This is a genomic window from Enterobacter sp. BIDMC 26 (assembly GCF_000534435.1).
Lineage (GTDB): Bacteria > Pseudomonadota > Gammaproteobacteria > Enterobacterales > Enterobacteriaceae > Enterobacter > Enterobacter ludwigii.
Genome location: NZ_KI973182.1, coordinates 1632509 through 1653885 on the forward strand (window position 1 = coordinate 1632509; position 21377 = coordinate 1653885).

The 21377-nt window shown below is 52.9% G+C and carries 20 protein-coding genes and 1 pseudogene; 10 read left to right on the forward strand and 11 right to left on the reverse strand.

Going from position 1 to position 21377, the window contains the following annotated elements:
- Positions 1-198: 198 nt before the first annotated feature.
- Together L462_RS15585 and L462_RS15580 are read right to left on the reverse strand one after the other, a co-directional pair.
- Positions 199-1608, reverse strand: a complete 1410-nt coding sequence (locus tag L462_RS15585; protein ID WP_020884015.1) for an aminotransferase-like domain-containing protein — start codon at positions 1606-1608, stop codon at positions 199-201.
- 82 nt (positions 1609-1690) lie between these two features.
- On the reverse strand, positions 1691-1879 hold the full coding sequence (locus L462_RS15580) for a cold shock small protein YmcF (protein WP_020884014.1): 189 nt from the start codon (positions 1877-1879) through the stop codon (positions 1691-1693).
- Positions 1880-2273: 394 nt separating this feature from the next.
- Here L462_RS15580 and L462_RS15575 point away from each other — a divergent pair, with 394 nt between their 5' ends.
- The 4 genes from L462_RS15575 to hslJ all read left to right on the forward strand — a co-directional run bounded on the left by L462_RS15575 (position 2274) and on the right by hslJ (position 5377).
- Positions 2274-3674 (forward strand): cytochrome ubiquinol oxidase subunit I, encoded by a 1401-nt coding sequence (locus tag L462_RS15575; RefSeq protein ID WP_032678253.1) that lies wholly within the window; start codon positions 2274-2276, stop codon positions 3672-3674.
- Positions 3674-4684, forward strand: a complete 1011-nt coding sequence (cydB, locus tag L462_RS15570; RefSeq protein ID WP_032678254.1) for a cytochrome d ubiquinol oxidase subunit II — start codon at positions 3674-3676, stop codon at positions 4682-4684. Before L462_RS15575 ends, cydB begins: the two co-directional genes overlap by 1 nt.
- Positions 4684-4812, forward strand: coding sequence for a DUF2474 domain-containing protein (locus L462_RS15565; RefSeq protein ID WP_014170274.1), 129 nt, complete (start codon positions 4684-4686; stop codon positions 4810-4812). The genes cydB and L462_RS15565 overlap by 1 nt, the downstream gene beginning before the upstream one ends.
- A 127-nt stretch (positions 4813-4939) precedes the next feature.
- Entirely contained in the window at positions 4940-5377 is a 438-nt protein-coding gene (hslJ, locus tag L462_RS15560) for a heat shock protein HslJ (RefSeq protein WP_014170275.1), read from the forward strand.
- Here hslJ and L462_RS15555 read toward each other — a convergent pair whose 3' ends face one another.
- Complete coding sequence (locus tag L462_RS15555) at positions 5378-5644, reverse strand: putative hemolysin (RefSeq protein ID WP_014170276.1); 267 nt, start codon at positions 5642-5644, stop codon at positions 5378-5380. It lies immediately after the preceding gene.
- A gap of 273 nt (positions 5645-5917) precedes the next feature.
- Here L462_RS15555 and nifJ point away from each other — a divergent pair, with 273 nt between their 5' ends.
- From nifJ to L462_RS15540, 3 genes are all read left to right on the forward strand, one after another.
- Positions 5918-9442, forward strand: coding sequence for a pyruvate:ferredoxin (flavodoxin) oxidoreductase (gene nifJ, locus L462_RS15550; RefSeq protein WP_032678255.1), 3525 nt, complete (start codon positions 5918-5920; stop codon positions 9440-9442).
- Between the two features lie 392 nt (positions 9443-9834).
- On the forward strand, positions 9835-10944 hold the full coding sequence (ompC, locus tag L462_RS15545; protein WP_032678256.1) for a porin OmpC: 1110 nt from the start codon (positions 9835-9837) through the stop codon (positions 10942-10944).
- 143 nt (positions 10945-11087) lie between these two features.
- Positions 11088-11294, forward strand: a complete 207-nt coding sequence (locus L462_RS15540; protein WP_032678257.1) for a hypothetical protein — start codon at positions 11088-11090, stop codon at positions 11292-11294.
- A gap of 58 nt (positions 11295-11352) precedes the next feature.
- Here L462_RS15540 and L462_RS25485 read toward each other — a convergent pair whose 3' ends face one another.
- From L462_RS25485 to L462_RS15520, 5 genes are all read right to left on the reverse strand, one after another.
- A complete protein-coding gene (locus L462_RS25485) occupies positions 11353-11430 on the reverse strand; it encodes a hypothetical protein (RefSeq protein WP_223263916.1) in 78 nt (25 codons plus the stop codon).
- A 69-nt stretch (positions 11431-11499) separates the two neighbouring features.
- The gene (locus L462_RS15535; RefSeq protein WP_032678258.1) at positions 11500-11913 is read right to left on the reverse strand and encodes a GFA family protein; all 414 of its coding nucleotides are present in this window, start codon (positions 11911-11913) and stop codon (positions 11500-11502) included.
- A 3-nt stretch (positions 11914-11916) separates the two neighbouring features.
- Complete coding sequence (locus tag L462_RS15530) at positions 11917-12114, reverse strand: hypothetical protein (RefSeq protein WP_014170281.1); 198 nt, start codon at positions 12112-12114, stop codon at positions 11917-11919.
- Positions 12115-12248: 134 nt separating this feature from the next.
- On the reverse strand, positions 12249-12698 hold the full coding sequence (locus L462_RS15525) for a hypothetical protein (RefSeq protein WP_020884006.1): 450 nt from the start codon (positions 12696-12698) through the stop codon (positions 12249-12251).
- A gap of 144 nt (positions 12699-12842) precedes the next feature.
- Positions 12843-13187, reverse strand: coding sequence for a DUF1294 domain-containing protein (locus L462_RS15520; RefSeq protein ID WP_020884005.1), 345 nt, complete (start codon positions 13185-13187; stop codon positions 12843-12845).
- Positions 13188-13277: 90 nt separating this feature from the next.
- On the opposite strand from L462_RS15520, the pseudogene L462_RS24260 reads away from it, so the two are divergent.
- Positions 13278-13394: pseudogene (locus L462_RS24260) on the forward strand (site-specific integrase); the annotation flags it as partial.
- Positions 13395-13535: 141 nt separating this feature from the next.
- On the forward strand, positions 13536-14471 hold the full coding sequence (ttcA, locus tag L462_RS15515) for a tRNA 2-thiocytidine(32) synthetase TtcA (RefSeq protein ID WP_032678259.1): 936 nt from the start codon (positions 13536-13538) through the stop codon (positions 14469-14471).
- Positions 14472-14521: 50 nt separating this feature from the next.
- Here the strand turns inward: ttcA and dbpA are convergent, their stop codons facing one another.
- The 3 genes from dbpA to L462_RS15500 form a co-directional block, all read right to left on the reverse strand.
- Entirely contained in the window at positions 14522-15895 is a 1374-nt protein-coding gene (dbpA, locus tag L462_RS15510) for an ATP-dependent RNA helicase DbpA (RefSeq protein WP_032678260.1), read from the reverse strand.
- 484 nt (positions 15896-16379) lie between these two features.
- Positions 16380-17363: a zinc transporter ZntB gene (zntB, locus tag L462_RS15505; RefSeq protein ID WP_032678261.1), complete on the reverse strand. Its 984-nt coding sequence runs from the start codon at positions 17361-17363 to the stop codon at positions 16380-16382.
- 200 nt (positions 17364-17563) lie between these two features.
- Complete coding sequence (locus tag L462_RS15500) at positions 17564-18715, reverse strand: methyl-accepting chemotaxis protein (protein ID WP_072031442.1); 1152 nt, start codon at positions 18713-18715, stop codon at positions 17564-17566.
- Positions 18716-19172: 457 nt separating this feature from the next.
- Here L462_RS15500 and L462_RS15495 point away from each other — a divergent pair, with 457 nt between their 5' ends.
- The gene (locus tag L462_RS15495) at positions 19173-21302 is read left to right on the forward strand and encodes a putative bifunctional diguanylate cyclase/phosphodiesterase (protein ID WP_032678263.1); all 2130 of its coding nucleotides are present in this window, start codon (positions 19173-19175) and stop codon (positions 21300-21302) included.
- Positions 21303-21377 lie beyond the last annotated feature (75 nt).

Below are 21377 nucleotides of genomic sequence, written 5' to 3' on the forward strand. Positions count from 1 at the left end.
CGCAAATGCGCCGCACCGTGCGGCTTAAAGAAATTTCATCAAGGTGTGACCGAGGGCGCATTCCCCGTTAACTGGATTATAGACAAGGAGTTAGCGTTGAGAGGCGGTATGCAGATTTCCTATGATGCGGTACTGCGGAATATTCGCCGTACCGCCATCAGGATAAGGAATGATTATTTTAGAAAGGTGCGGAGATTATTATTCGAGCATGCTGCTAATTAATTTCCCTAACTGAATCACAGCCTGTTCTTCCCGCTCCCCCCACGCCCAGGAGGTATTAAACCGGAAGAATGGTGTCCAGGCGTCAGAGGTCGAAAACATCTTACCGGGGGCAATACTGATGTGGTGCATTAGCGCTTTCTCACTCAGCAGCCCGGCATCCAGCTGCGCCGGGAGTTCCAGCCACAAAAAATAGCCGCTGTCGTTGTGATGAATTTTGACGCCTGCCGGCATATGGCGCAAAAGCGACTGCCACGCCTGCTGTTTGCGTTCGGCCAGCGTGCGTCGCAGGCGGCGAAGATGGGCGTCATAGCGTTTTGTCGCAAGGTAATCCACCAGCGCCAGCTGCATGGGTGAACTGGTCGATAAGGTGCTCATCAGCTGTAGCTGCTGAATGCGTCGCGCATGTTTACCTGCCGCCACCCAGCCGATGCGAAACCCCGCCACCAGACATTTCGAGAAGGACGAGCAGTGGAGCGTCATATCGTCACGATCCCAGGCTTTCGCTGGCAGGGGTTTCTCCCGGCCAAAATAGAGTTCGCTGTAGACATCATCTTCGATCAGGGTGACGTTGTGCCTGGCGAGAAGCGCGACCAGGTGCGCTTTTTTTTCTGCGCTGAGCGTGAAGCCAAGGGGATTTTGACTGTTGGTCATGAGCCAGCAGGCTTTGACAGGATACTCATTGAGCGCCTGCTCAAGCGCATTCAGATCGATCCCTTCGCGGACGTCCGTCGCCACCGACAGCGCTTTGAGTTTCAGGCGTTCCAGCGCCTGTAGCGCACCGTAGAAACAGGGGTTTTCGACAATCACCCAGTCACCAGGCTCGGTAACGGCCTGCAGGCTAAGATTCAGGGCTTCGAGTGCGCCTGCGGTAATGACAATCTCATCCGGCGAGATATTCATTCCCTGCTGCGCATAGCGGCGAGCAATGGCGTGGCGAAGGTCAACGTTACCCGGAGGCAGGTTCTCAATTACGCTCATTGCTGTGGCGGTTTTACTGACATTGGCCAGCGAACGGTTAAGTTGCTGCAACGGGAAAAGCCGGGGGTCGGGGAAGGCCGAAGCGAAAGGAACAACCGACGGGTCGCGGCTGGCCTGTAATACGTCGAAGATATAGGTGTTGATATCTACCACTTCGTCCCGCATCACCTGGGCAGGCGGCGCAGGTTGGTGTGCGGTCGGGCGCGAGGCAACGTAATAGCCCGACTGCGGCCTGGCGACGATACGCCCCTGGCTTTCCAGCATCTGATACGCGTGGCCAACGGTCATAAAACTCATGCCGCTGCTCGCGACCTGCTCTCGCAGAGAAGGCAGCTTATCGCCCGGCAACCATACGCCAAGCTCGATCTGCGAGATAATTTGTTGCGCCAGACGCTGGTATTTTTTCATCAGATTCTCCTTATGACCGACAGTGTATATCAGCAGGAGAAAAAGAGAAGATTTTGCTAACTGTTATAGTTAGCCAGATGCATTACTTACGCAGTTCGGTGACGTTACGCTGAGCGTGGCGGGCAGCGGCCAGATGATCGAGGGTAATCATCGACGATTTGCAAAAAATGCATTTTGCACCGAACGGGTTTTTCTCAGACACATCAAAAGCTGAGGTACGGTACTGCGAACCATGGCAGCATGGGCAGCGGAAATGGATATAAGAAGTCATAGGATTCTCCTGTAAACGTAAAAACGTTAATTGCTTAATGGGCCCTTCAGGCGATAGTGGTTTGAAACAAAAACTAATCGGAGTGTAGAAAAAGACCCAAGAGAGGCTGCGGAGAGGCACAACGTGATGAGAACTGCTTTATAAAACTACGTCAGATGTTTATTTGGACTCAAACCCAGAGGGCCATTAACGCATGTTGTTGATAACAAGGCAAGCTGTTTAATGCATAAATTTCATAAAAATAATTTTTTTATTCTTTCATACAAGCTATATCAGATGTGCAAAGCGTGATGTTTTCATGAACTGTTATAGGTAAATTTCGCTTTTCTGCGTCTGCTACTCGTTATTTCGCCCCTATACCATAACAGCACACCGTTTGACATTGAGGTTGTGCATGTTTGGTTTAGATGCTTTTCATCTCGCACGAATACAGTTTGCCTTTACCGTATCCTTCCACATTATTTTCCCGGCAATCACCATCGGTCTGGCGAGTTATCTCGCTGTGCTAGAAGGCCTGTGGCTGAAAACCAAAAACCCGGTCTGGCGTTCGCTGTACCATTTCTGGTCGAAGATTTTTGCCGTTAACTTCGGTATGGGCGTGGTCTCCGGGCTGGTCATGGCCTACCAGTTTGGGACCAACTGGAGTGGGTTTTCACAATTTGCCGGCAGTATTACCGGCCCGCTCCTGACCTACGAAGTGCTTACTGCCTTCTTCCTCGAGGCAGGATTCCTCGGCGTTATGCTGTTCGGCTGGAATAAAGTCGGGCCGGGTCTGCATTTCTTTGCAACCTGCATGGTGGCGCTGGGGACCGTTATCTCAACCTTCTGGATCCTCTCATCAAACAGCTGGATGCAGACGCCACAGGGCTTTGAAATCGTCAACGGACAGGTGGTGCCGGTAGACTGGTTTGCCGTGGTGTTTAACCCCTCCTTCCCGTATCGCCTGCTGCATATGTCGATAGCGGCCTTCCTGAGTAGCGCCCTGTTTGTCGGCGCATCCGCAGCCTGGCATTTGCTGCGCGGAAACAACACCCCCGCCATCCGCGCGATGTTTTCCATGGCGCTGTGGATGACCCTGATTGTGGCTCCCCTTCAGGCGATGGTGGGTGATATGCACGGGTTGAACACCCTGAAGCACCAGCCCGCTAAAATAGCAGCCATTGAAGGCCACTGGGAGAACCCACCGGGTGAACCCACCCCGCTGCTGCTGTTTGGCTGGCCGGATATGGAACAGGAGCGCACCCGCTTTGGGCTGGAGATCCCGGCGCTTGGCAGCCTTATTCTGACGCACAGCCTCGACAAACAGGTTCCGGCACTGAAAGAATTTCCAAAAGAAGACCGGCCAAATTCCACCATCGTCTTCTGGTCATTCCGCATTATGGCGGGCTTAGGCATGCTGATGCTGCTGCTTGGGGTGACGGCACTCTGGTTACGTTATAAAAAGCGCGTGTACGCTTCGCGTCCCTTCCTGTGGTTTGCCCTCCTGATGGGACCCACCGGGCTGATTGCCATCCTGGCCGGATGGGTCACTACCGAAGTGGGCCGCCAGCCTTGGGTCGTCTACGGGCTTCAGCGAACGAAGGATGCGGTTTCTGCCCATGGTGACTTGCATATGAGCGCGAGTCTGCTGGCCTTCTTCGTCGTCTACACCTCCGTATTTGGCGTGGGTTACAGCTATATGGTCCGCCTGATTAAAAAAGGACCTCAGCCTCATGAATCGTTTGCCACCGAGTCCGATGGACGTCCCGCACGCCCGCTTTCTGCCGTTACTACTGAACATAAGGAGCAACCATAATGGGTATCGATCTTTCCATTATCTGGTTTGTTATCATCGTCTTTGCCACGCTGATGTATATCGTGATGGATGGTTTTGATCTGGGGATAGGTATCCTGTTCCCGGCTACGCCTGATGCCGACGATCGCGATGTGATGGTGAACAGCGTTGCGCCGGTCTGGGACGGCAATGAAACCTGGCTGGTGCTCGGCGGTGCAGCGCTGTTTGGCGCGTTTCCGCTGGCCTATGCGGTCATTATTGATGCCCTCACTATTCCGCTGACGTTAATGCTGATCGGACTTATTTTCCGGGGTGTGGCATTTGAGTTTCGTTTTAAAGCCACGCCGGCACACCGCCCTTTCTGGGACAAAGCGTTTATCGGCGGTTCGATCCTGGCGACCTTTACCCAGGGCATGACGGTGGGCGCAGTGATCAACGGCTTTAGCGTCACCGGGCGTGCCTACAGTGGCGGACCGTTCGACTGGCTGACCGTTTTTAACCTGTTCTGCGGCGCAGGTCTGGTGGTGGCCTACGCGCTGTTAGGCTCGACATGGCTGGTGATGAAAAGCGAAAACGCGCTGCAACAGCGAATGCGACGGGTATCCAGAACGCTACTGATCCTGCTTCTGGTATTCATTGCAGCAATCAGCCTCTGGACGCCACTGGCGCAGCCGGCCATCGCCGCGCGCTGGTTTACCCTGCCGAATCTTTTCTTCCTGCTGCCCGTGCCGGCGCTGGTGGTGATCCTGAGCCTGTGTCAGTGGCGTTGCCTGAATAACCCAGAGAGCCATCATCTGCCGTTTATCCTGACGTTAGGGCTGATTTTTCTCGGCTTTAGCGGACTTGGGATCAGCATCTGGCCGCACATTATTCCCCCGTCAATCACGCTCTGGCAGGCGGCGGCTCCGACACAAAGTCAGGGCTTTATGCTGGTGGGCGCGTTGTTGATCATTCCCGTGATTCTGGTCTACACCTTCTGGAGTTACTACGTGTTTCGCGGAAAAGTACAGCATGGAGAGGGTTATCACTGATGCAACAACCTTTCTGGAAAAGAGTCATGTGGCTGGCCATTATCTGGGGCGGCAGCGTACTGGCACTGGCGGCGGTCAGTATGCTCTTTCGCATGTTAATGACGGCCGCAGGGTTTAAGTCGCACTGATCGTATTGCGGGCAACGACAACGTTGCCCGGTACCCGCCCGCACTTTCAGATAAACCCCATTAACGCACGGCAGAGTATCGTTACACTGAAAAAAAGATTCACAGTATCTATCGTCTGAGAAGAAAAATGAAAAAGCTCATTGCGTTAAGTGTTATCAGTCTTGTCCTCACCGGGTGTGTTAATCCTGGTAAAGCCTCCGTTCAGCCGGACCAACTTAAGAGCCACCGTTTTGTGCTGGAGAATGTGGACGGGAAAGCCGTTAAGGCCACGACAACGCAACCAGAGATCAGCTTCAAAGCCCTGTCTGATATCAGTCTGGTTAATAACATTAGCGTTTCCGGCGTAATGTGTAACACGTTTAACGGACAGGGGAAATTGTCCGAAGGTGAGCTCAAGGTCAAAACGCTCGCCATGACGCGCAAGCTCTGTACCGAACCACAGTTGAACGAACTGGATCAGGCCATTGGCGACATGCTGCGCAAAGGGGCGCAGGTCGACCTGACTGAAGACCAGTTAACGCTGGCGACAGCCGATAAAACGCTAATGTTTAAGCGTGCGGAGTAATCAGTAGTTTCCGCAGGATCCTACGGCAAGCGACTGTTCACTGCAGCGTTTGCCGTTTGGCAATGCGCACATCCCGATAGCTGAGCCGTCAAGCTGGCGGGCAACAGACAGCGAGCCGCCAATCATCGCGCAGTTGGCTTGTCCAGAGCTGGACATCGCCGCTTTCATCCCCGGCGTTACGTGTGCCGCCGTTGCCTGCTGAACAGGTTCACTGCTGCATGCCGATAATAATAACGCGGCACACCCGACCCAAAATGCTGAACGCATGCTCTCTCTCCCCCATTAATAATGCGAAACCTATGCATAATAGGCATCACATGCCGTGTCGTCGAGAGCGAAAGTGCGTATTTATGCGCTCCTGAAACAATTTCTCGCAATTTTTTCGCCAAAAGATTGATCTACTCATTGATGTCGAGAATACCGAGGACACAAAAGCGAAAATCGTAAAATCCGACCTTTGCTAAACTAAGGGAATAATATTCAAAGCCCGTTGTGTTTTTTTCGGGCTCCTTTTTTTGCGCAATGTAAGGGTGTTGTCCTATGCAAACTATTGACGGTAATGGTGCAGTCGCGTCCGTCGCGTTTCGCACCAGTGAAGTTATCGCCATCTACCCAATTACGCCAAGTTCTACGATGGCCGAACAGGCCGATGCCTGGGCGGGCAACGGACTGAAAAACGTCTGGGGCGACGTCCCAAGAGTCGTGGAAATGCAGTCTGAGGCTGGCGCTATCGCGACCGTCCACGGGGCGCTGCAGACCGGTGCTTTGTCGACGTCATTCACCTCGTCGCAGGGATTATTGTTGATGATCCCGACGCTCTATAAACTGGCAGGACAACTTACCCCGTTTGTGCTTCACGTTGCCGCACGAACCGTTGCGACACACGCCCTCTCCATCTTTGGCGATCACTCAGACGTGATGGCCGTTCGCCAGACCGGTTGCGCCATGCTGTGCGCCAGCAGCGTTCAGGAAGCACAGGACTTCGCGTTAATTTCGCATATGGCGACGCTGAAGAGTCGCGTGCCCTTTATTCATTTCTTTGATGGTTTTCGTACCTCTCACGAAATCAATAAAATCGTTCCGCTGGCTGACGACACGCTCCTCAATCTTCTGCCGCAGGCGGAAATCGACGCACATCGCGCCCGTGCGCTGAACCCGGAACACCCGGTGATCCGCGGGACATCGGCCAACCCGGATACCTATTTCCAGTCCCGGGAAGCAACGAACACGTGGTACAACGCCGTTTATGATCACGTTGAGCAGGCGATGGATGATTTTGCCGCGGCCACCGGACGGCAATACAAACCGTTTGAATACTACGGCCATCCGCAGGCGGAACGGGTCATTGTGCTCATGGGGTCAGCCATTGGCACCTGTGAAGAGGTGGTGGATGAACTGCTGACCCGTGGTGAAAAAATCGGCGTGCTCAAAGTGCGGCTCTACCGACCGTTTTCCGCGCGACATTTGCTCTCCGCCCTGCCGGAAAGCGCGCGCACCGTGGCGGTGCTCGATCGCACTAAAGAGCCTGGCGCCCACGCAGAACCTCTGTATCTGGACGTCATGTCCGCGCTGGCTGAAGCGTTTAATTGCGGTGAGCGCGAAACACTGCCGCGCGTGATCGGGGGTCGCTATGGGTTGTCCTCCAAAGAGTTTGGCCCGGACTGTGTGCTGGCGGTGTTTAATGAGCTGAGCGAGGCTAAACCAAAACCGCGCTTTACCGTCGGTATTTATGATGACGTGACCAACCTCTCTCTGCCCCTGCCGGAAAACACGCTGCCTTCCACCGCAAAACTTGAGGCGCTGTTTTATGGACTGGGCAGCGACGGTAGCGTCTCCGCGACCAAGAACAACATTAAGATCATCGGGAACTCCACGTCGTGGTATGCCCAGGGGTATTTTGTCTACGACTCCAAAAAAGCAGGCGGGCTGACCGTTTCCCACCTGCGCGTCAGCGAGCACCCTATCCGCTCGGCGTACCTTATCTCGCAGGCTGATTTTGTGGGCTGTCACCAGCTGCAGTTCATCGATAAGTACCAGATGGCAGAGCGCCTGAAACCGGGCGGTATTTTCCTGCTCAATACGCCATATAGCGTGGATGAAGTCTGGTCGCGGCTACCGCAGGAAGTGCAGGCGGTGCTGAACCAGAAAAAAGCCCGCTTCTACGTCATTAACGCTGCAAAAATTGCCCGCGAGTGTGGCCTTGCCGCGCGAATCAACACCGTGATGCAAATGGCCTTCTTCCACCTGACGCAGATCCTGCCGGGAGACAGCGCGCTAATGGAACTGCAGGGGGCGATTGCCAAAAGCTACAGCAGTAAAGGTCAGGAGCTGGTCGAGCGTAACTGGCAGGCGCTGGCGCTGGCGCGCGAGTCTTTATTTGAAGTACCGCTGCAAGCGGTTGATCCATCCAGCCCGAACCGTCCACCGGTGGTTTCTGACGCGGCACCGGATTTCGTGAAAACCGTGACGGCAGCCATGCTGGCCGGGCTGGGTGATGCCCTTCCCGTCTCCGCGCTGCCGCCGGATGGCACCTGGCCGATGGGCACCACGCGCTGGGAAAAACGCAACATCGCCGAAGAAATCCCCATCTGGAAAGAGGAGCTGTGTACCCAGTGCAACCACTGCGTAGCAGCCTGCCCGCACTCGGCCATTCGTGCCAAAGTGGTCTCCCCGGAAGCGATGGAAGACGCCCCGGCCAGCCTGCATTCACTTGATGTGAAATCCCGTGATATGCGCGGACAGAAGTATGTTCTGCAGGTCGCTCCGGAAGACTGCACCGGATGTAATCTGTGCGTTGAGGTCTGTCCGGCGAAAGATCGTCAGGATCCGGACATCAAAGCCATCAATATGATGTCGCGCCTCGAGCATGTCGAAGAAGAGAAGGTAAATTATGACTTCTTCCTGAACCTGCCGGAGATCGACCGCAGCACGCTGGAGCGTATTGATATTCGTACCTCGCAGCTCATTACTCCGCTGTTCGAGTATTCAGGCGCCTGCTCCGGCTGCGGTGAAACGCCGTATATCAAGCTGCTCACGCAACTGTACGGCGACAGAATGTTGATCGCTAACGCCACGGGCTGTTCATCAATCTATGGCGGTAATCTGCCTTCCACGCCGTACACCACCGACGCCCATGGCCGCGGTCCGGCATGGGCGAACTCGTTGTTTGAGGATAACGCCGAGTTTGGTCTGGGCTTCCGTCTGACCGTTGACCAGCACCGCGCACGCGTGATGCGGTTACTGGAACAGTTTGCTGGCCACATCCCGGCGGAGCTGAATGAGGCGTTGCACGCCGATGCAACGCCAGAACGTCGTCGTGAGCAGGTTGCGGAACTGCGCAACGCTCTGCAGGGCGTGGAAGGTGCCGGGCAGCTGTTGACCGACGCTGACGCGCTGGTGGAAAAATCAATCTGGCTGATCGGCGGTGACGGCTGGGCGTATGACATCGGCTTTGGCGGGCTGGATCACGTGTTAAGCCTTACCGAAAACGTCAACATTCTGGTTCTGGATACGCAGTGCTATTCCAACACCGGTGGCCAGGCGTCAAAAGCTACCCCGCTTGGCGCAGTAACTAAGTTTGGTGAACACGGCAAGCGCAAGGCGCGTAAAGATCTCGGCGTCAGCATGATGATGTACGGCCACGTGTATGTCGCGCAAATCTCGCTGGGCGCGCAGCTGAACCAGACGGTGAAAGCCATTCAGGAAGCGGAAGCCTACCCGGGTCCGTCGCTGATCATTGCCTACAGCCCGTGTGAAGAGCATGGCTACGACCTGGCACTCAGCCACGATCAGATGCGCCAGCTGACCGCAACCGGTTTCTGGCCGCTCTACCGGTTCGACCCGCGCCGCGCCGATGAAGGTAAATTGCCTCTGGCGCTGGATTCACGTCCGCCTTCCGATGCGCTGGCCGAAACGTTAATGCAGGAACAGCGCTTTCGTCGCCTCAACGCGCAACAACCAGAGGTGGCCGAGCAGTTGTGGAAAGATGCCGCCGCCGATCTGCAAAAACGGTATGATTTCCTGGCGCAAATGGCCGGAAAAGCGGAAAAACCCACCCGCGACTGACGCTCCTTCTGCCCGGCTCGTCCGGGCATTTTTTTGCCATAAAAAAAGCCCGATGTATTCACACCGGGCGAGTCCAGATAATTAATGAATATCACGTTAAATCACTAAATGACATTCACATAAATTATGGATGAAAAATCTTAAAGGCATATAACGCCGCTGAGGTTATCTGATTTAATGGGCAATTAATAATTTTTATTTAATATGATTAGCTTTAAATCATTCATAAAACCAATGACTATTTCCGCCGCATAATCCGGTTAAGAATTAACTTAACTCGTAACAATTATATTTTATTGTTCTTGGCCAGGAGTGATTTAGCATGAGACAGCTTTCTCGTGCGGAAAGTTCAATACGTAATTAAATAAAAACAACTGCAAAGGAATTCCAAAATGCAAAGAAAAGTACTGGCCCTGATGATTCCAGCGCTGTTAATGGCTGGCGCTGCGCATGCTGCAGAAATTTATAATAAAGACGGCAACAAATTAGATCTGTACGGAAAAGTAGATGGTCTGCATTACTTCTCCGACGATGCCTCTAAAGATGGCGATCAAACTTACATGCGTCTGGGCTTCAAGGGTGAAACCCAGATCAACAACATGATGACCGGTTATGCCCAGTGGGAATACAATATCCAGGCCAATAACACTGAAGGGTCTGATAACCAGTCATGGACGCGTCTGGCCTTCGCCGGTATTAAAGTCGGTGACTATGGCTCCTTCGATTACGGTCGTAACTACGGCGTTCTGTACGACGTGGAAGGCTGGACCGATATGTTGCCTGAATTCGGTGGTGACTCTTACACCAATGCAGACAACTTTATGACTGGCCGTGCCAACGGGGTCGCAACCTACCGTAACACTGACTTCTATGGTCTGGTACAGGGTCTGAACTTTGCCCTGCAGTATCAGGGTAAGAACGAAGATGCCAGCAACAACCAGGAAGGCACCAACAATGGTCGCGACACGCGCCATGAGAACGGTGACGGCTTCGGTATCTCCACCACCTATGACTTTGGCATGGGTATCAGCGCGGGTGCTGCCTATACCTCTTCTGACCGTACCAACGAGCAGGTGATGAATACCACTGCCGGTGGCGATAAAGCGGATGCCTGGACTGCAGGCCTGAAATATGACGCCAACAATATTTATCTGGCGGCAATGTATTCTGAAACCCGCAATATGACCCCTTATGGCGATAATACGGATGCCGTGGCCAATAAAACGCAAAACGTTGAAGTGACCGCGCAATATCAGTTCGACTTCGGCCTGCGCCCGGCAATTTCTTATCTGCAGTCTAAAGGTAAAGACCTGGCCAACGGTCAGGGCGATCAGGATCTGGTTAAATATGCTGACGTAGGCGCAACCTACTACTTCAACAAAAACATGTCCACCTACGTTGATTATAAAATCAACCTGTTGGATGAAGATGACAGTTTCTACAAAAATAACGGCATTAGCACGGATGATGTCGTTGCATTAGGTCTGGTTTACCAGTTCTGATCCCAAGAGCCCGCATCGTGATGCGGGCTCGTTATTTTCGTTGCGACGCCTGAAGCCAGCCCTCCTCTTCTCTCCCATCATATTTCCCTCTCTTCGCGCCTCTCGGCTCAGTGAATGTGTGAATCATCTCAAAAGGAAAATTTATGACTATGTCGTTAAGGGTAAGTTTAAAGAAACCCGTGTACACTCACCTTATAGACTTTGCTTCATTAAGGATAACTGCATTGTTTGGTCGTGTATCAGTTGCCGTACTTACCCTTCTGGCGATTATATGGATGGCGTTAATTTTTGATTTTGGTGGTGTCGTTGGGCATCTCGGCGCGCTGTTGAACCATCTGGATGGCAGTTAAGGTTTCCCCCAAACAATACGCCACCAGCAGGGCCGGTGGCGGGAAACGTATCAACGGACTATTTTTTGACCGGCTGAGGCTTTTTATCACCTGACTCAGGCGCCTCACGCGGATCGTCTTTCTCAACATACAGCATATTTCTCTCCTGTTTCGGATACCCACTCCCCACTATAGGCCGCATTGTTAAAATCTGGCCAGGCGGCAGTTATGCTTCTTTTTGACGAAAAGAGAGGTAGCCGAAAACCCCGCTGTCGCCATCCGCGGGATGATTAACGCCGTCCATCACCGCCACTTCGGCAAAATCAAAGGGGGTCACATTTTCAAAACAGGCCACATTCACGCCGTATTCGTTGGGATTTGAACGCCGCTGATGGAAGGTATAAATCCCGCAGACCGAGCAGAAGAAATGGCGGGCTGTTCCTGTGTTAAAACGATATTCCGTGAGCTTATCCGCCCCTTTTGTTACGGTAATGCCCGACAGCGGTGCCGAGACCACCACGGCGCCCCGCATCCGGCAAAAAGAGCAGCTGCAGCGCCGGGCGGTATTTAATCCGTCTGAGAGTTCAACGGTAAACGTCACCGCGCCACAATGGCACTGTGCATGACGAATATCAGCCATCGGTTACACCCCCTTTCTCACGAGCTCGGCAGCCTTAACGAAAACCTCATCTTCAACGCCATCGCCTTTCTGTCTGCCGAGTCTGACCAGTTCACTCACAATACTGTCGCGATGGATGGGTTGCTGTGCTGAAACAAGACCGATAACGGCGGCGCCAATTGCCAGTCCCACTAATCCCGTTTGTTCATCTTTGTTCTTCATGTTTGTGCTCCCTTGTACAACACAAAAAGCGTAGCAGGATTGTGGTAAAACGTGGCGTTGTCACGGATGCTATTTATGCTGTGATACAGGGCGTAACCCCTTAGCTAACAGGTGATGAGGTCGAGGTGTACGTGTCAGAATCGCGGCGCGAGGCCGTATTTGGGCGCATTAATGTTCGCGGCCCAGACCTTGATGTCGTTTTGAAGAAGTAAGGTGAAATCCGATTTCAGATGGTTAACCATGCCGTTAACGCTCTGCGCATCTTTCACCGAAAAATGCTCTATCCGGTTCTGCCCGACCTGAACACAATAATACGTGGCCGGAAGCACTTTGCCATTCACGTTAAGTTCTTGTCGGGTCCCGCCACAGCGCCCTTCGGTGATATAGGAGACCAGCAAATTTGCTGATTTCCGCTCAGGCTGAGAGATGCTCAACATGACCGGGAAACCGTCTGAAGTCTGGGTCATATCGTAAAGAACAGCATTTTTTATATACCAGGTATTATATTCCCGTTCCTGAAAAGCTGACCTCGAAGGCGCAGAAACGACCACCAGCATTGCCAGTGTAATAGTTTGAATTTTCATGAGATGTTGTCATCCGTGTCGTTGCACACATTATTCAGATCGTGCAAAAAACAGCAACACCTTAAGAATATTCCTACTACTATTGGCAGTCGTTTTTAGTTATCTACCGTGGTCAGCGCGTTATTGCATTCCGTTTGTACACGCTCAGTACGTTAAAACAGGAAAGAGTTGGTACACCGCCACCATCGCTGAAATACTGACGATGACACTGACAATGAAGTAGGTTTTGAAAGGCTGCTTTTGCGTTTTATGGCGAAACAGTTGCTGACCTATAATCGCCCCGGGCCATCCGCCGATAAGGCCAAATACCAGCAGTGTGGCTTCCGGCACTCTGCGCATGGCCCTTCGCGCCGCCATTTTGTCGGCGCCATACATCGCTAACGTCAGTACGTTGATAAGCAGGAGCCACAGGATAAACGGATGCGAGGTGAATAGACTTCCGATTGCGGCGATCAACAGAAGCAAATAACAAAAGCGATTGAGGGTCATAGCACAAGCCACTGGAATGTTCAGAGTATGTCGAAGCCGCATTATACGCGATATCACAAAGCAAGGTTGCTGCCGTCCACAATTCAAAATCCTGTAAAACGTGCTGGCATTCGGCGCAACAATCCGTACCATACACGGCACACTTTCGCATGCTGGTGGTTAACCGCAGGCGCTGACCCGTCTTTTATTGCCAGTCAGATGGGGCACTAAAATGCGCAGAGGGTGTTTGAAATCTAAGCTTCATAGAGTGAAGAGATGAACAGCAAAGAGAGGGCAATGCTGACAGAAGCTGCCCCTCTAAACCGTTTGCCCCACTGGTGCCCCATTTGAAATTTGAGTACAGATTAAATGCAACAAAATCAAGACATTAATAAGAAAGAGCAATACAACCTGAATAAACTGCAAAAGCGTCTGCGCCGTAACGTTGGTGAAGCCATTGCAGACTTCAATATGATTGAAGAAGGCGACCGCATTATGGTCTGCCTGTCAGGTGGTAAAGACAGTTACACCATGCTGGAGATCCTGCGTAATCTTCAGCAAAGCGCGCCGGTGAAGTTTTCCCTGGTGGCGGTTAACCTCGATCAAAAGCAGCCTGGTTTCCCGGAACACATTCTGCCGGAATACCTCGAAAAACTGGGCGTTGAGTACAAAATCGTAGAAGAAAATACCTACGGGATTGTGAAAGAGAAGATCCCGGAAGGCAAAACCACCTGCTCGCTCTGCTCTCGTCTTCGCCGCGGCATCCTGTACCGTACCGCGACAGAACTGGGTGCAACCAAAATCGCACTCGGCCATCACCGCGACGATATCCTGCAGACGCTGTTTCTGAACATGTTTTACGGCGGCAAGATGAAAGGCATGCCGCCAAAACTGATGAGCGATGACGGCAAACACATTGTGATCCGCCCGCTTGCCTACTGCCGCGAGAAAGATATCGAGCGGTTCTCTCAGGCCAAAGGGTTCCCGATCATTCCATGTAACCTGTGCGGCTCTCAGCCGAACCTGCAGCGTCAGGTGATTGGTGACATGCTGCGTGACTGGGACAAACGCTACCCGGGCCGTATCGAAACCATGTTCAGCGCGATGCAGAACGTGGTGCCTTCTCACCTCGCGGACGTTGAGCTTTTCGATTTCAAAGGCATCAACCATGAGTCGGAAGTGGTAAATGGCGGCGATCTGGCGTTTGACCGGGAAGAGATCCCCGTGAAACCTGCTGGCTGGCAGCCAGAAGAAGATGACAATCAGTTTGAAGAACTGCGCCTGAATGTCGTGGAAGTGAAATAGTGGAATAATGCAAACGCGTCTCAGACCACCGTCTGAGACGCGTTTAAACCTTATTTCAGCAGACGAACACGACAGGTTTTACCCTTGATTTTCCCGTTCTGCAGCTGTTTCCAGGCCTTATGGGCAACCGACTGGCGAACAGCAACATAAACATGTGCAGGATGTACCGCAATCTTGCCGATATCAGCCCCATCCAGCCCCACGTCTCCGGTCAGCGCACCGAGCACATCACCCGGACGCATCTTGGCTTTTTTACCGCCATCAATACACAGCGTTGCCATTTCTGCTTCCAGCGGAACGAGACTGACATTGCCCGGTGCATTCACCCAGTTAAGCTTAATCTGCAGCATTTCAGACAGAATATTGGCGCGCTGCGCCTCTTCCGGTGCGCAGAAGCTGATGGCCAGACCGCTGTTTCCGGCACGCGCAGTACGGCCGATACGGTGAACGTGTACTTCAGGATCCCATGCCAGCTCGTAGTTCACGACCAGTTCAAGCGATTTAATATCCAGACCGCGCGCCGCCACGTCGGTGGCAACCAGCACGCGGGCACTGCCGTTGGCGAAACGGACCAGCGTCTGATCGCGATCGCGCTGTTCCAGATCGCCATGCAACGATAACGCGCTCTGCCCTGCGGCGTTCAGGGCGTCACAGACCGCCTGACAATCTTTTTTGGTGTTACAGAACACCACGCAGGAAGCGGGCTGATGCTGACTGAGCACCTTCTGCAGGAGCGCGATTTTTCCGTGCTGGGACGTTTCATAAAACTGCTGCTCGATAGCAGGCAGCGCATCAGCACTGTCAATTTCGATGGTGAGCGGATTTTTCTGCACGCGGCCACTGATTGCGGCGATCGCTTCAGGCCAGGTCGCCGAAAATAACAGCGTCTGACGGTCTGCAGGCGCGAAACGGATCACTTCATCGATAGCATCGCTGAAGCCCATATCCAGCATCCGGTCTGCCTCATCCATGACCAGCATGTGTAATGCATCCAGCGAGACCGTACCTTTTTGCAGGTGATCGAGCAGTCGGCCAGGCGTCGCCACAATGATGTGTGGTGGATGCTGAAGCGAATCACGCTGTGCGCCAAACGGTTGTCCGCCACAGAGGGTTAAAATCTTGGTATTAGGCAGGAATCGCGCCAGACGACGCAGCTCGCCCGCGACCTGGTCCGCCAGTTCGCGGGTTGGGCACAGCACCAGAGACTGCGTCTGAAACAGCGCAGCATCAATATGCTGTAGCAGACCCAGACCGAAAGCCGCCGTTTTTCCACTCCCTGTTTTAGCCTGAACGCGTACATCACGCCCCTCAAGAATGGCGGGCAATGCGGCCGCCTGAACAGGCGTCATGGTGAGGTATCCCAACTCGTTGAGGTTATCGAGTTGGGCGGCGGGCAGTACATTCAGGGTTGAAAAAGCGGTCACAATAGTCTCTCGTGGTCATCTTTGCGGTCAGATGGCGCGTATCCTCGCAGATCTCGGGGTTCGATGCGACAATTTAATCGGTTCTTCATCGGGCGGCGGGTCAGGCATGGGTTGCGGACGCGGAACAGGATCGGGCATCGGCGTCGGATCGGTGGGGATCGGATCGGACTGACGTGAATACTGCAGTTGCAGAGCGAGTAAGATGCTCATCATTCCCTCCAGGTTTTACTGACGTCCCTTTTAGGGTAGACGCTGGGGAACAGGAGGCAAAAAAAAGCCGACTAGTTAAGTCGGCGTCGTACGAATCAATTGTGCTATGCAGTAATTCAAAAAAGGAAGTAAGACAATATGGAGCGCAACGCCCATCGCTTGACGTTGCATTCACCTGCGGGAGTAATATTGCACCTTACGGGGTCATTGTTTATTGACTTCGCTCAATTAAAAGAGCGTTTTGATCTCCGTAAAAGCTGAAAAAAGCGTAAATTTACAGCCATTTACTACGATGCAACCACCATGCAACACCACCGATCAAAACAACTAACATGACGCAAAATGCGGTAAAGCCATAATGGGCCGCTCCGCCGGGAATTCCGCCCAAGTTCACGCCAAACAATCCCGTCAGGAATGTGCTCGGCAGAAAGACCATTGCCATCAGCGACATCGTATAGGTTCTTCTTGCCAGCGACTCCTGCATCACCTGCGCGATCTCATCCGCCATGACGCCCGTGCGGGCAATACAGGAATCGATTTCATCAAGTCCGCGCCCCAGCCTGTCGGCAATATCCTGCATTCGGCGTCGCTGATCGTCATTCATCCAGTTGAGCCTTTCGCTGGACAGACGCGCGTATACGTCCCGCTGTGGCGTCATATAGCGGCGCATAACAATTAACTGCTTACGCAGGAGCGCCAGAAAACCGCGCGGCGGGATCTGCTGATCGAGCAGGTTATCTTCGAGGTCGATGATTTTATCGTGCAGCTCTTCGATAAACTCACTCGCATGGTCAGTCAGCGCGTCGCAGACGTCCACCAGCCAGCTTCCGCAATCGGTCGGCCCGGTGCCCTCTTTCAGATCGTTCACAATATCATCCAGCGCCAGAACTTTACGCTGACGGGTGGAGACAATCAGACCATCGTCCATATAAACACGCATCGCGACCAGCTGGTCAGGACGTTCATCGGTGCTGCCATTAATGCAACGCAAAGTGATGAGCGTGCCGTCCCCCATTCTGCTCACACGTGGCCGCAGGCTTTCACCCGCCAGCGCATCACGCACGTTGTTCGGCAGGAGCGGCGTCGTGGCCAGCCAGTCGGCACTGTCCGTATGGGTATAGTTAAGGTGTAGCCAGCAGGGATGCTCATTATCAATGACATCGTTGTCTTCCAGCGGTCGGGCACCGCCACGACCATCCAGCACCCAGGCAAAAACTGCATCAGGAACGTTTAGTTCTGATCCTTTTATACTCTCCACCGCGCCTCCCCCTTTTCAGCTCTTTCGTTGTCAGTCTAGCTTTCATCAGGGGTTAAGCAACAACTATGTTTCGCATCGCGCTGAATTCGCTCAGGAAATAACCGTATTCCGCCAGGCGCCTTTTCAGACCGCACGGGAGGGTAATTCAGTGGCGAGAAGTCCGGATAAAAGAGCCCGGTTGACCAGGCTCTTTTCGTGCATCAGAGGGAGTGACCGGGACGCGATTGGAATGACAGCGGGCCAGCATGAGAAGGCGTGGATTCAGCCTGATACCCCTTTTCGAGCCGGAAGTTACGCGTCCGCGCCTGCAGTTCACTTACCTGATTACGCAGTACATCAGAGGATCCGTTGAGTTCTTCTGCCATCGTAACGTTACTTTGCGTGACCCGTTCCAGCTCAGACAAGGCCAGCGTAATCTGGGAAATGCCTTTCTCCTGCTCTGACGTCGAGGTGAAAATGTCATCCATCAACTGGCTGACATTGCCGGAGCCGGTCACAATTTCTTGCATATTCTTTTCAGCTTCGGACACAACGGTCACGCCCTGAGTAACGTTATTGCTGGTCACTTCAATCAGCGTTTTGATGTTTTTGGCGGCATCCGCGCTGCGGTGGGCCAGGTTTCGCACCTCTTCTGCCACCACCGAAAACCCTTTTCCGTGGTCACCGGCTCTGGCCGCCTCAACGGCCGCGTTTAGCGCCAGGATATTCGTCTGGAAGGCAATGCCGTCGATCATTGAGATAATCTCCGTCATTTGCTGTGCACATTCGGTAATGGATTGCATATTGGTGGCCACCTGACCCATCAACTCGCCACCTTTACGCGCCTGCAGTGTCGCCCTGTTTGCCTGCTCGCTGGCCAGTCGGGTGTTATCGGCATTATTTCGGGTACTTGCTGCCATCTGCTCCATGCTGGCAGCCGTTTGCACCAGCGATGCAGACTGCTGCTCTGTTTTCACCGAAAGCTGCGCGCTACGCGCGGAGAGTTGATCGGACAAGGTCATGGCGGTTTGCGACGAGGCTCTGATCTCGCGTACCAGGGTCGCGATGTTGCTGGAGAGGCTGTTAATCCCGGGGATTAAACGCCCTGCACAGTTATTGCCAAATTCAGGGATAGTCACGCCAAGATTGCCTGCAGTCACTTCTTCAATACTTTTTTTCACCGTATTGATCGGCGTCACAAGATACTTTGTCATGTAGCCCCAGAGCAAAAATAGCGCAACGAAATTAATGATATTGAGTGAAATAAAGAGAGAGGATTTGCTGGAAAATAGAACAACGACACCTGCATCAACCAGGAAAAGACATAAAAGGAACCCGGCAATGAAGGTTCTGACACTAATATTTCTTAGCATGATTATATCCACGATTTTATATTTAGGTCGGCATTAAGATTTATAGCATTCGTGTTGTTGTTTGTCCTGACGAACAACGCTGGTTTCACCTTTCGCCGTTAGCCACCTGAGATTTAACTTAAGTCAGATAAAAACAGGGTATTAGTGAAAATGTTATATGCAGCATCCTGTGATACTGGTTTCCTGCCACTTTAAGCGATACCATCGCCTGCGATGAGACAATATGGCCGCGCTCATATTTAAGGAGCTTTGCTGCAATTATTCGCCTTTGTTTAGCAATGCTTAATAGGTGCCGGAAAGAATATATTTTATATTCACCGCCAGCCTTAACGTTTTAATATGACCGGTCGTTTTGCACGATACATAACTCATATTATTTGAATGCGCATGTACGTTGCCAGTTAAAGACGTGCCCGGCAGGCGAAATCGGTAACCCTCTTTGGCGTGGGATTGCATAATGCTCAATATATCGTGGGACCCTGTGTTAATAGCCCTCTCGTATCTGGTGGCCTTTATCGCCTCATTTGTGGCCCTGGACAGCGCCGGAAAAATCCCGCTTTCCAGCCGTAAAACGGCGATGTTCTGGCGTATCGCCGGAGGCGTCACGCTTGGGATCGGGATCTGGTCAATGCACTTCATCGGCATGCTGTCGATGCAAATGCCGATGATAATGAGCTATAACCTCTGGTTAACCCTCGCCTCACTGGGCGTGGCGGTGGTTGCGTCCACGGTCGCCATCAATATTGCCGTAACGGGTAAAACCCTTTCCCCTTTTCGATTGATCGTTGCCACGGTGCTCCTGAGTGCTGGCGTGGTCTGTATACACTTTATCGGTATGGCCGCACTGATGCTGGACAGCCATATTCTCTGGGATCGACGCATTGTTGCCGTGTCCGTGTTGATTGCCGTTATGGCCTCCGGCGCGGCACTGTGGCTGGCATTCCGCCTGCGGGATATGCGCAAAGGAGTGTTTATCAATCGTATTCTCGCGGCCTGCGTGCTGGGTGTCGCCATCTGTGCGATGCACTACACCGGCATGCGTGCTGCCCATTTTCAGGAAATGACGCATACCCTGCCCGGCGGTATCAGCGAGTTGGGGTTATCGGTCTGGGTTTCTGTCACCACACTGTGCCTGCTCGGGGGTATGTTAATGATTTCGCTCATCGACTCGCACCGGCGGACGAACCGACTGACCGACAACCTACGCCAGCTTAATCGTCAGCTTGAACTGCAGGCGCGGTTTGATGCGCTTACCGGTCTCGCTAATCGCCACCAGATGGACATTCGGATGCAGGATTGCCTGCGCAGCGCATTGCTCAGCAAGAAGCCATTCGCCGTGATTTTCCTCAACGTCGATCATTTCAAACGCATCAACGATACCTGGGGCCACAACACCGGGGATGAGTTGTTAATCTCTCTCGCGCAGCGCATTACCGCCCGCCTTACCCGCGAGATGACCCTCGCCAGGCTTGGCGGCGACGCCTTTATCCTGCTGGTTCCCGAGTGTGACGACGATAGACTCAACGCGCTGCTCACGACATTGCTGGAGGATATGCGCCGCCCGTTTTCACTTTGTGGACACACGCTGAGCACAACAATCAGCGCGGGGGTCAGCCTCTACCCGCAGGATGGCGAGACGCTGCATGAGCTGAAGCTAAAAGCCGATGCGGCCCTGAATCGCGTCAAAGAGGATGGACGAAACGGCTGGGCCGTCTACCGGAACGAGATGTCAACGGCTATTCCGGCTAACCCCGGCTTCCTGCAGGAGTTAACTCAGGCGCTGGAACGCGATCAGTTTGAACTGTGGTATCAGCCGACCTGGCATGCAAAAGACACCACTATTCACGGTTTTGAAGCCCTTCTGCGCTGGCGGCACCCTGAGCAAGGGGTGTTGCTGCCTAATCTGTTTTTACCGTCGCTGGAACAAACGGGGCTGATCATCCCGGTGGGGAACTGGGCGATTGAAGCGGCATGCCGTCAGCTTCATTTCTGGACAGAACAAGGTTTCAGCCAGTGGACATTGTCCTTTAACCTCTCCCCCGTCCAGTTCGAACAGCCGGATATCTTCCACATCATTTCGTCGATGTTGCATAAATATAATCTGTCGCCCTCCCGGCTTATCCTTGAGGTGACGGAAAGTACCGCACTGAAAAATCTCGACCGCAGTATTGAATTACTCAATGCGTTCAATCAAGCCGGGATTACCGTCTCGATTGATGATTTTGGCACCGGCTATTCCAACCTGTTGATGTTGAGCGTTCTGCCCGCTAAAGAGCTAAAAATCGACAAGAGCTTTGTGCACTCGATGCTGGTAAATGAAAAAAGCCGCAAGCTGGTGGAAACCATTATTAATATCGCCAGGACCATGGAAATGAATGTGGTTGCAGAAGGGATCGAGACGCAAGAACAACAGGTGGTGCTGACGGACCTCGGCTGTGATTACCTGCAGGGGTTCCTTTTCTCCCGTCCTTTACCTGCCGAACAGGTTCCCTGGCTGCTGCTGCAAAAAAACTCAGACAAACAAATTATACCCATTGGTAAAATTCACGCGGAACCCGCATATATTTCACAAAAAAATCATGCCTGACCGGGTTAAGTAGAGTATGTTTCAAAGGAGTCCACTCCCGTTAATTCTGTCATGATCCTCAGGCACATGGTGCCG

What these genes read in the sequence shown, in the direction of transcription:
- L462_RS15585 (WP_020884015.1), bottom strand. Translation starts at nt 1,608, where the DNA reads ATGAAAAAATACCAGCGTCTGGCGCAACAAATTATCTCGCAGATCGAG.
- L462_RS15580 (WP_020884014.1), bottom strand. Translation starts at nt 1,879, where the DNA reads ATGACTTCTTATATCCATTTCCGCTGCCCATGCTGCCATGGTTCGCAG.
- L462_RS15575 (WP_032678253.1), top strand. Translation starts at nt 2,274, where the DNA reads ATGTTTGGTTTAGATGCTTTTCATCTCGCACGAATACAGTTTGCCTTT.
- cydB (WP_032678254.1), top strand. Translation starts at nt 3,674, where the DNA reads ATGGGTATCGATCTTTCCATTATCTGGTTTGTTATCATCGTCTTTGCC.
- L462_RS15565 (WP_014170274.1), top strand. Translation starts at nt 4,684, where the DNA reads ATGCAACAACCTTTCTGGAAAAGAGTCATGTGGCTGGCCATTATCTGG.
- hslJ (WP_014170275.1), top strand. Translation starts at nt 4,940, where the DNA reads ATGAAAAAGCTCATTGCGTTAAGTGTTATCAGTCTTGTCCTCACCGGG.
- L462_RS15555 (WP_014170276.1), bottom strand. Translation starts at nt 5,644, where the DNA reads ATGCGTTCAGCATTTTGGGTCGGGTGTGCCGCGTTATTATTATCGGCA.
- nifJ (WP_032678255.1), top strand. Translation starts at nt 5,918, where the DNA reads ATGCAAACTATTGACGGTAATGGTGCAGTCGCGTCCGTCGCGTTTCGC.
- ompC (WP_032678256.1), top strand. Translation starts at nt 9,835, where the DNA reads ATGCAAAGAAAAGTACTGGCCCTGATGATTCCAGCGCTGTTAATGGCT.
- L462_RS15540 (WP_032678257.1), top strand. Translation starts at nt 11,088, where the DNA reads ATGACTATGTCGTTAAGGGTAAGTTTAAAGAAACCCGTGTACACTCAC.
- L462_RS25485 (WP_223263916.1), bottom strand. Translation starts at nt 11,430, where the DNA reads ATGCTGTATGTTGAGAAAGACGATCCGCGTGAGGCGCCTGAGTCAGGT.
- L462_RS15535 (WP_032678258.1), bottom strand. Translation starts at nt 11,913, where the DNA reads ATGGCTGATATTCGTCATGCACAGTGCCATTGTGGCGCGGTGACGTTT.
- L462_RS15530 (WP_014170281.1), bottom strand. Translation starts at nt 12,114, where the DNA reads ATGAAGAACAAAGATGAACAAACGGGATTAGTGGGACTGGCAATTGGC.
- L462_RS15525 (WP_020884006.1), bottom strand. Translation starts at nt 12,698, where the DNA reads ATGAAAATTCAAACTATTACACTGGCAATGCTGGTGGTCGTTTCTGCG.
- L462_RS15520 (WP_020884005.1), bottom strand. Translation starts at nt 13,187, where the DNA reads ATGACCCTCAATCGCTTTTGTTATTTGCTTCTGTTGATCGCCGCAATC.
- ttcA (WP_032678259.1), top strand. Translation starts at nt 13,536, where the DNA reads ATGCAACAAAATCAAGACATTAATAAGAAAGAGCAATACAACCTGAAT.
- L462_RS15500 (WP_072031442.1), bottom strand. Translation starts at nt 18,715, where the DNA reads ATGCTAAGAAATATTAGTGTCAGAACCTTCATTGCCGGGTTCCTTTTA.
- L462_RS15495 (WP_032678263.1), top strand. Translation starts at nt 19,173, where the DNA reads ATGCTCAATATATCGTGGGACCCTGTGTTAATAGCCCTCTCGTATCTG.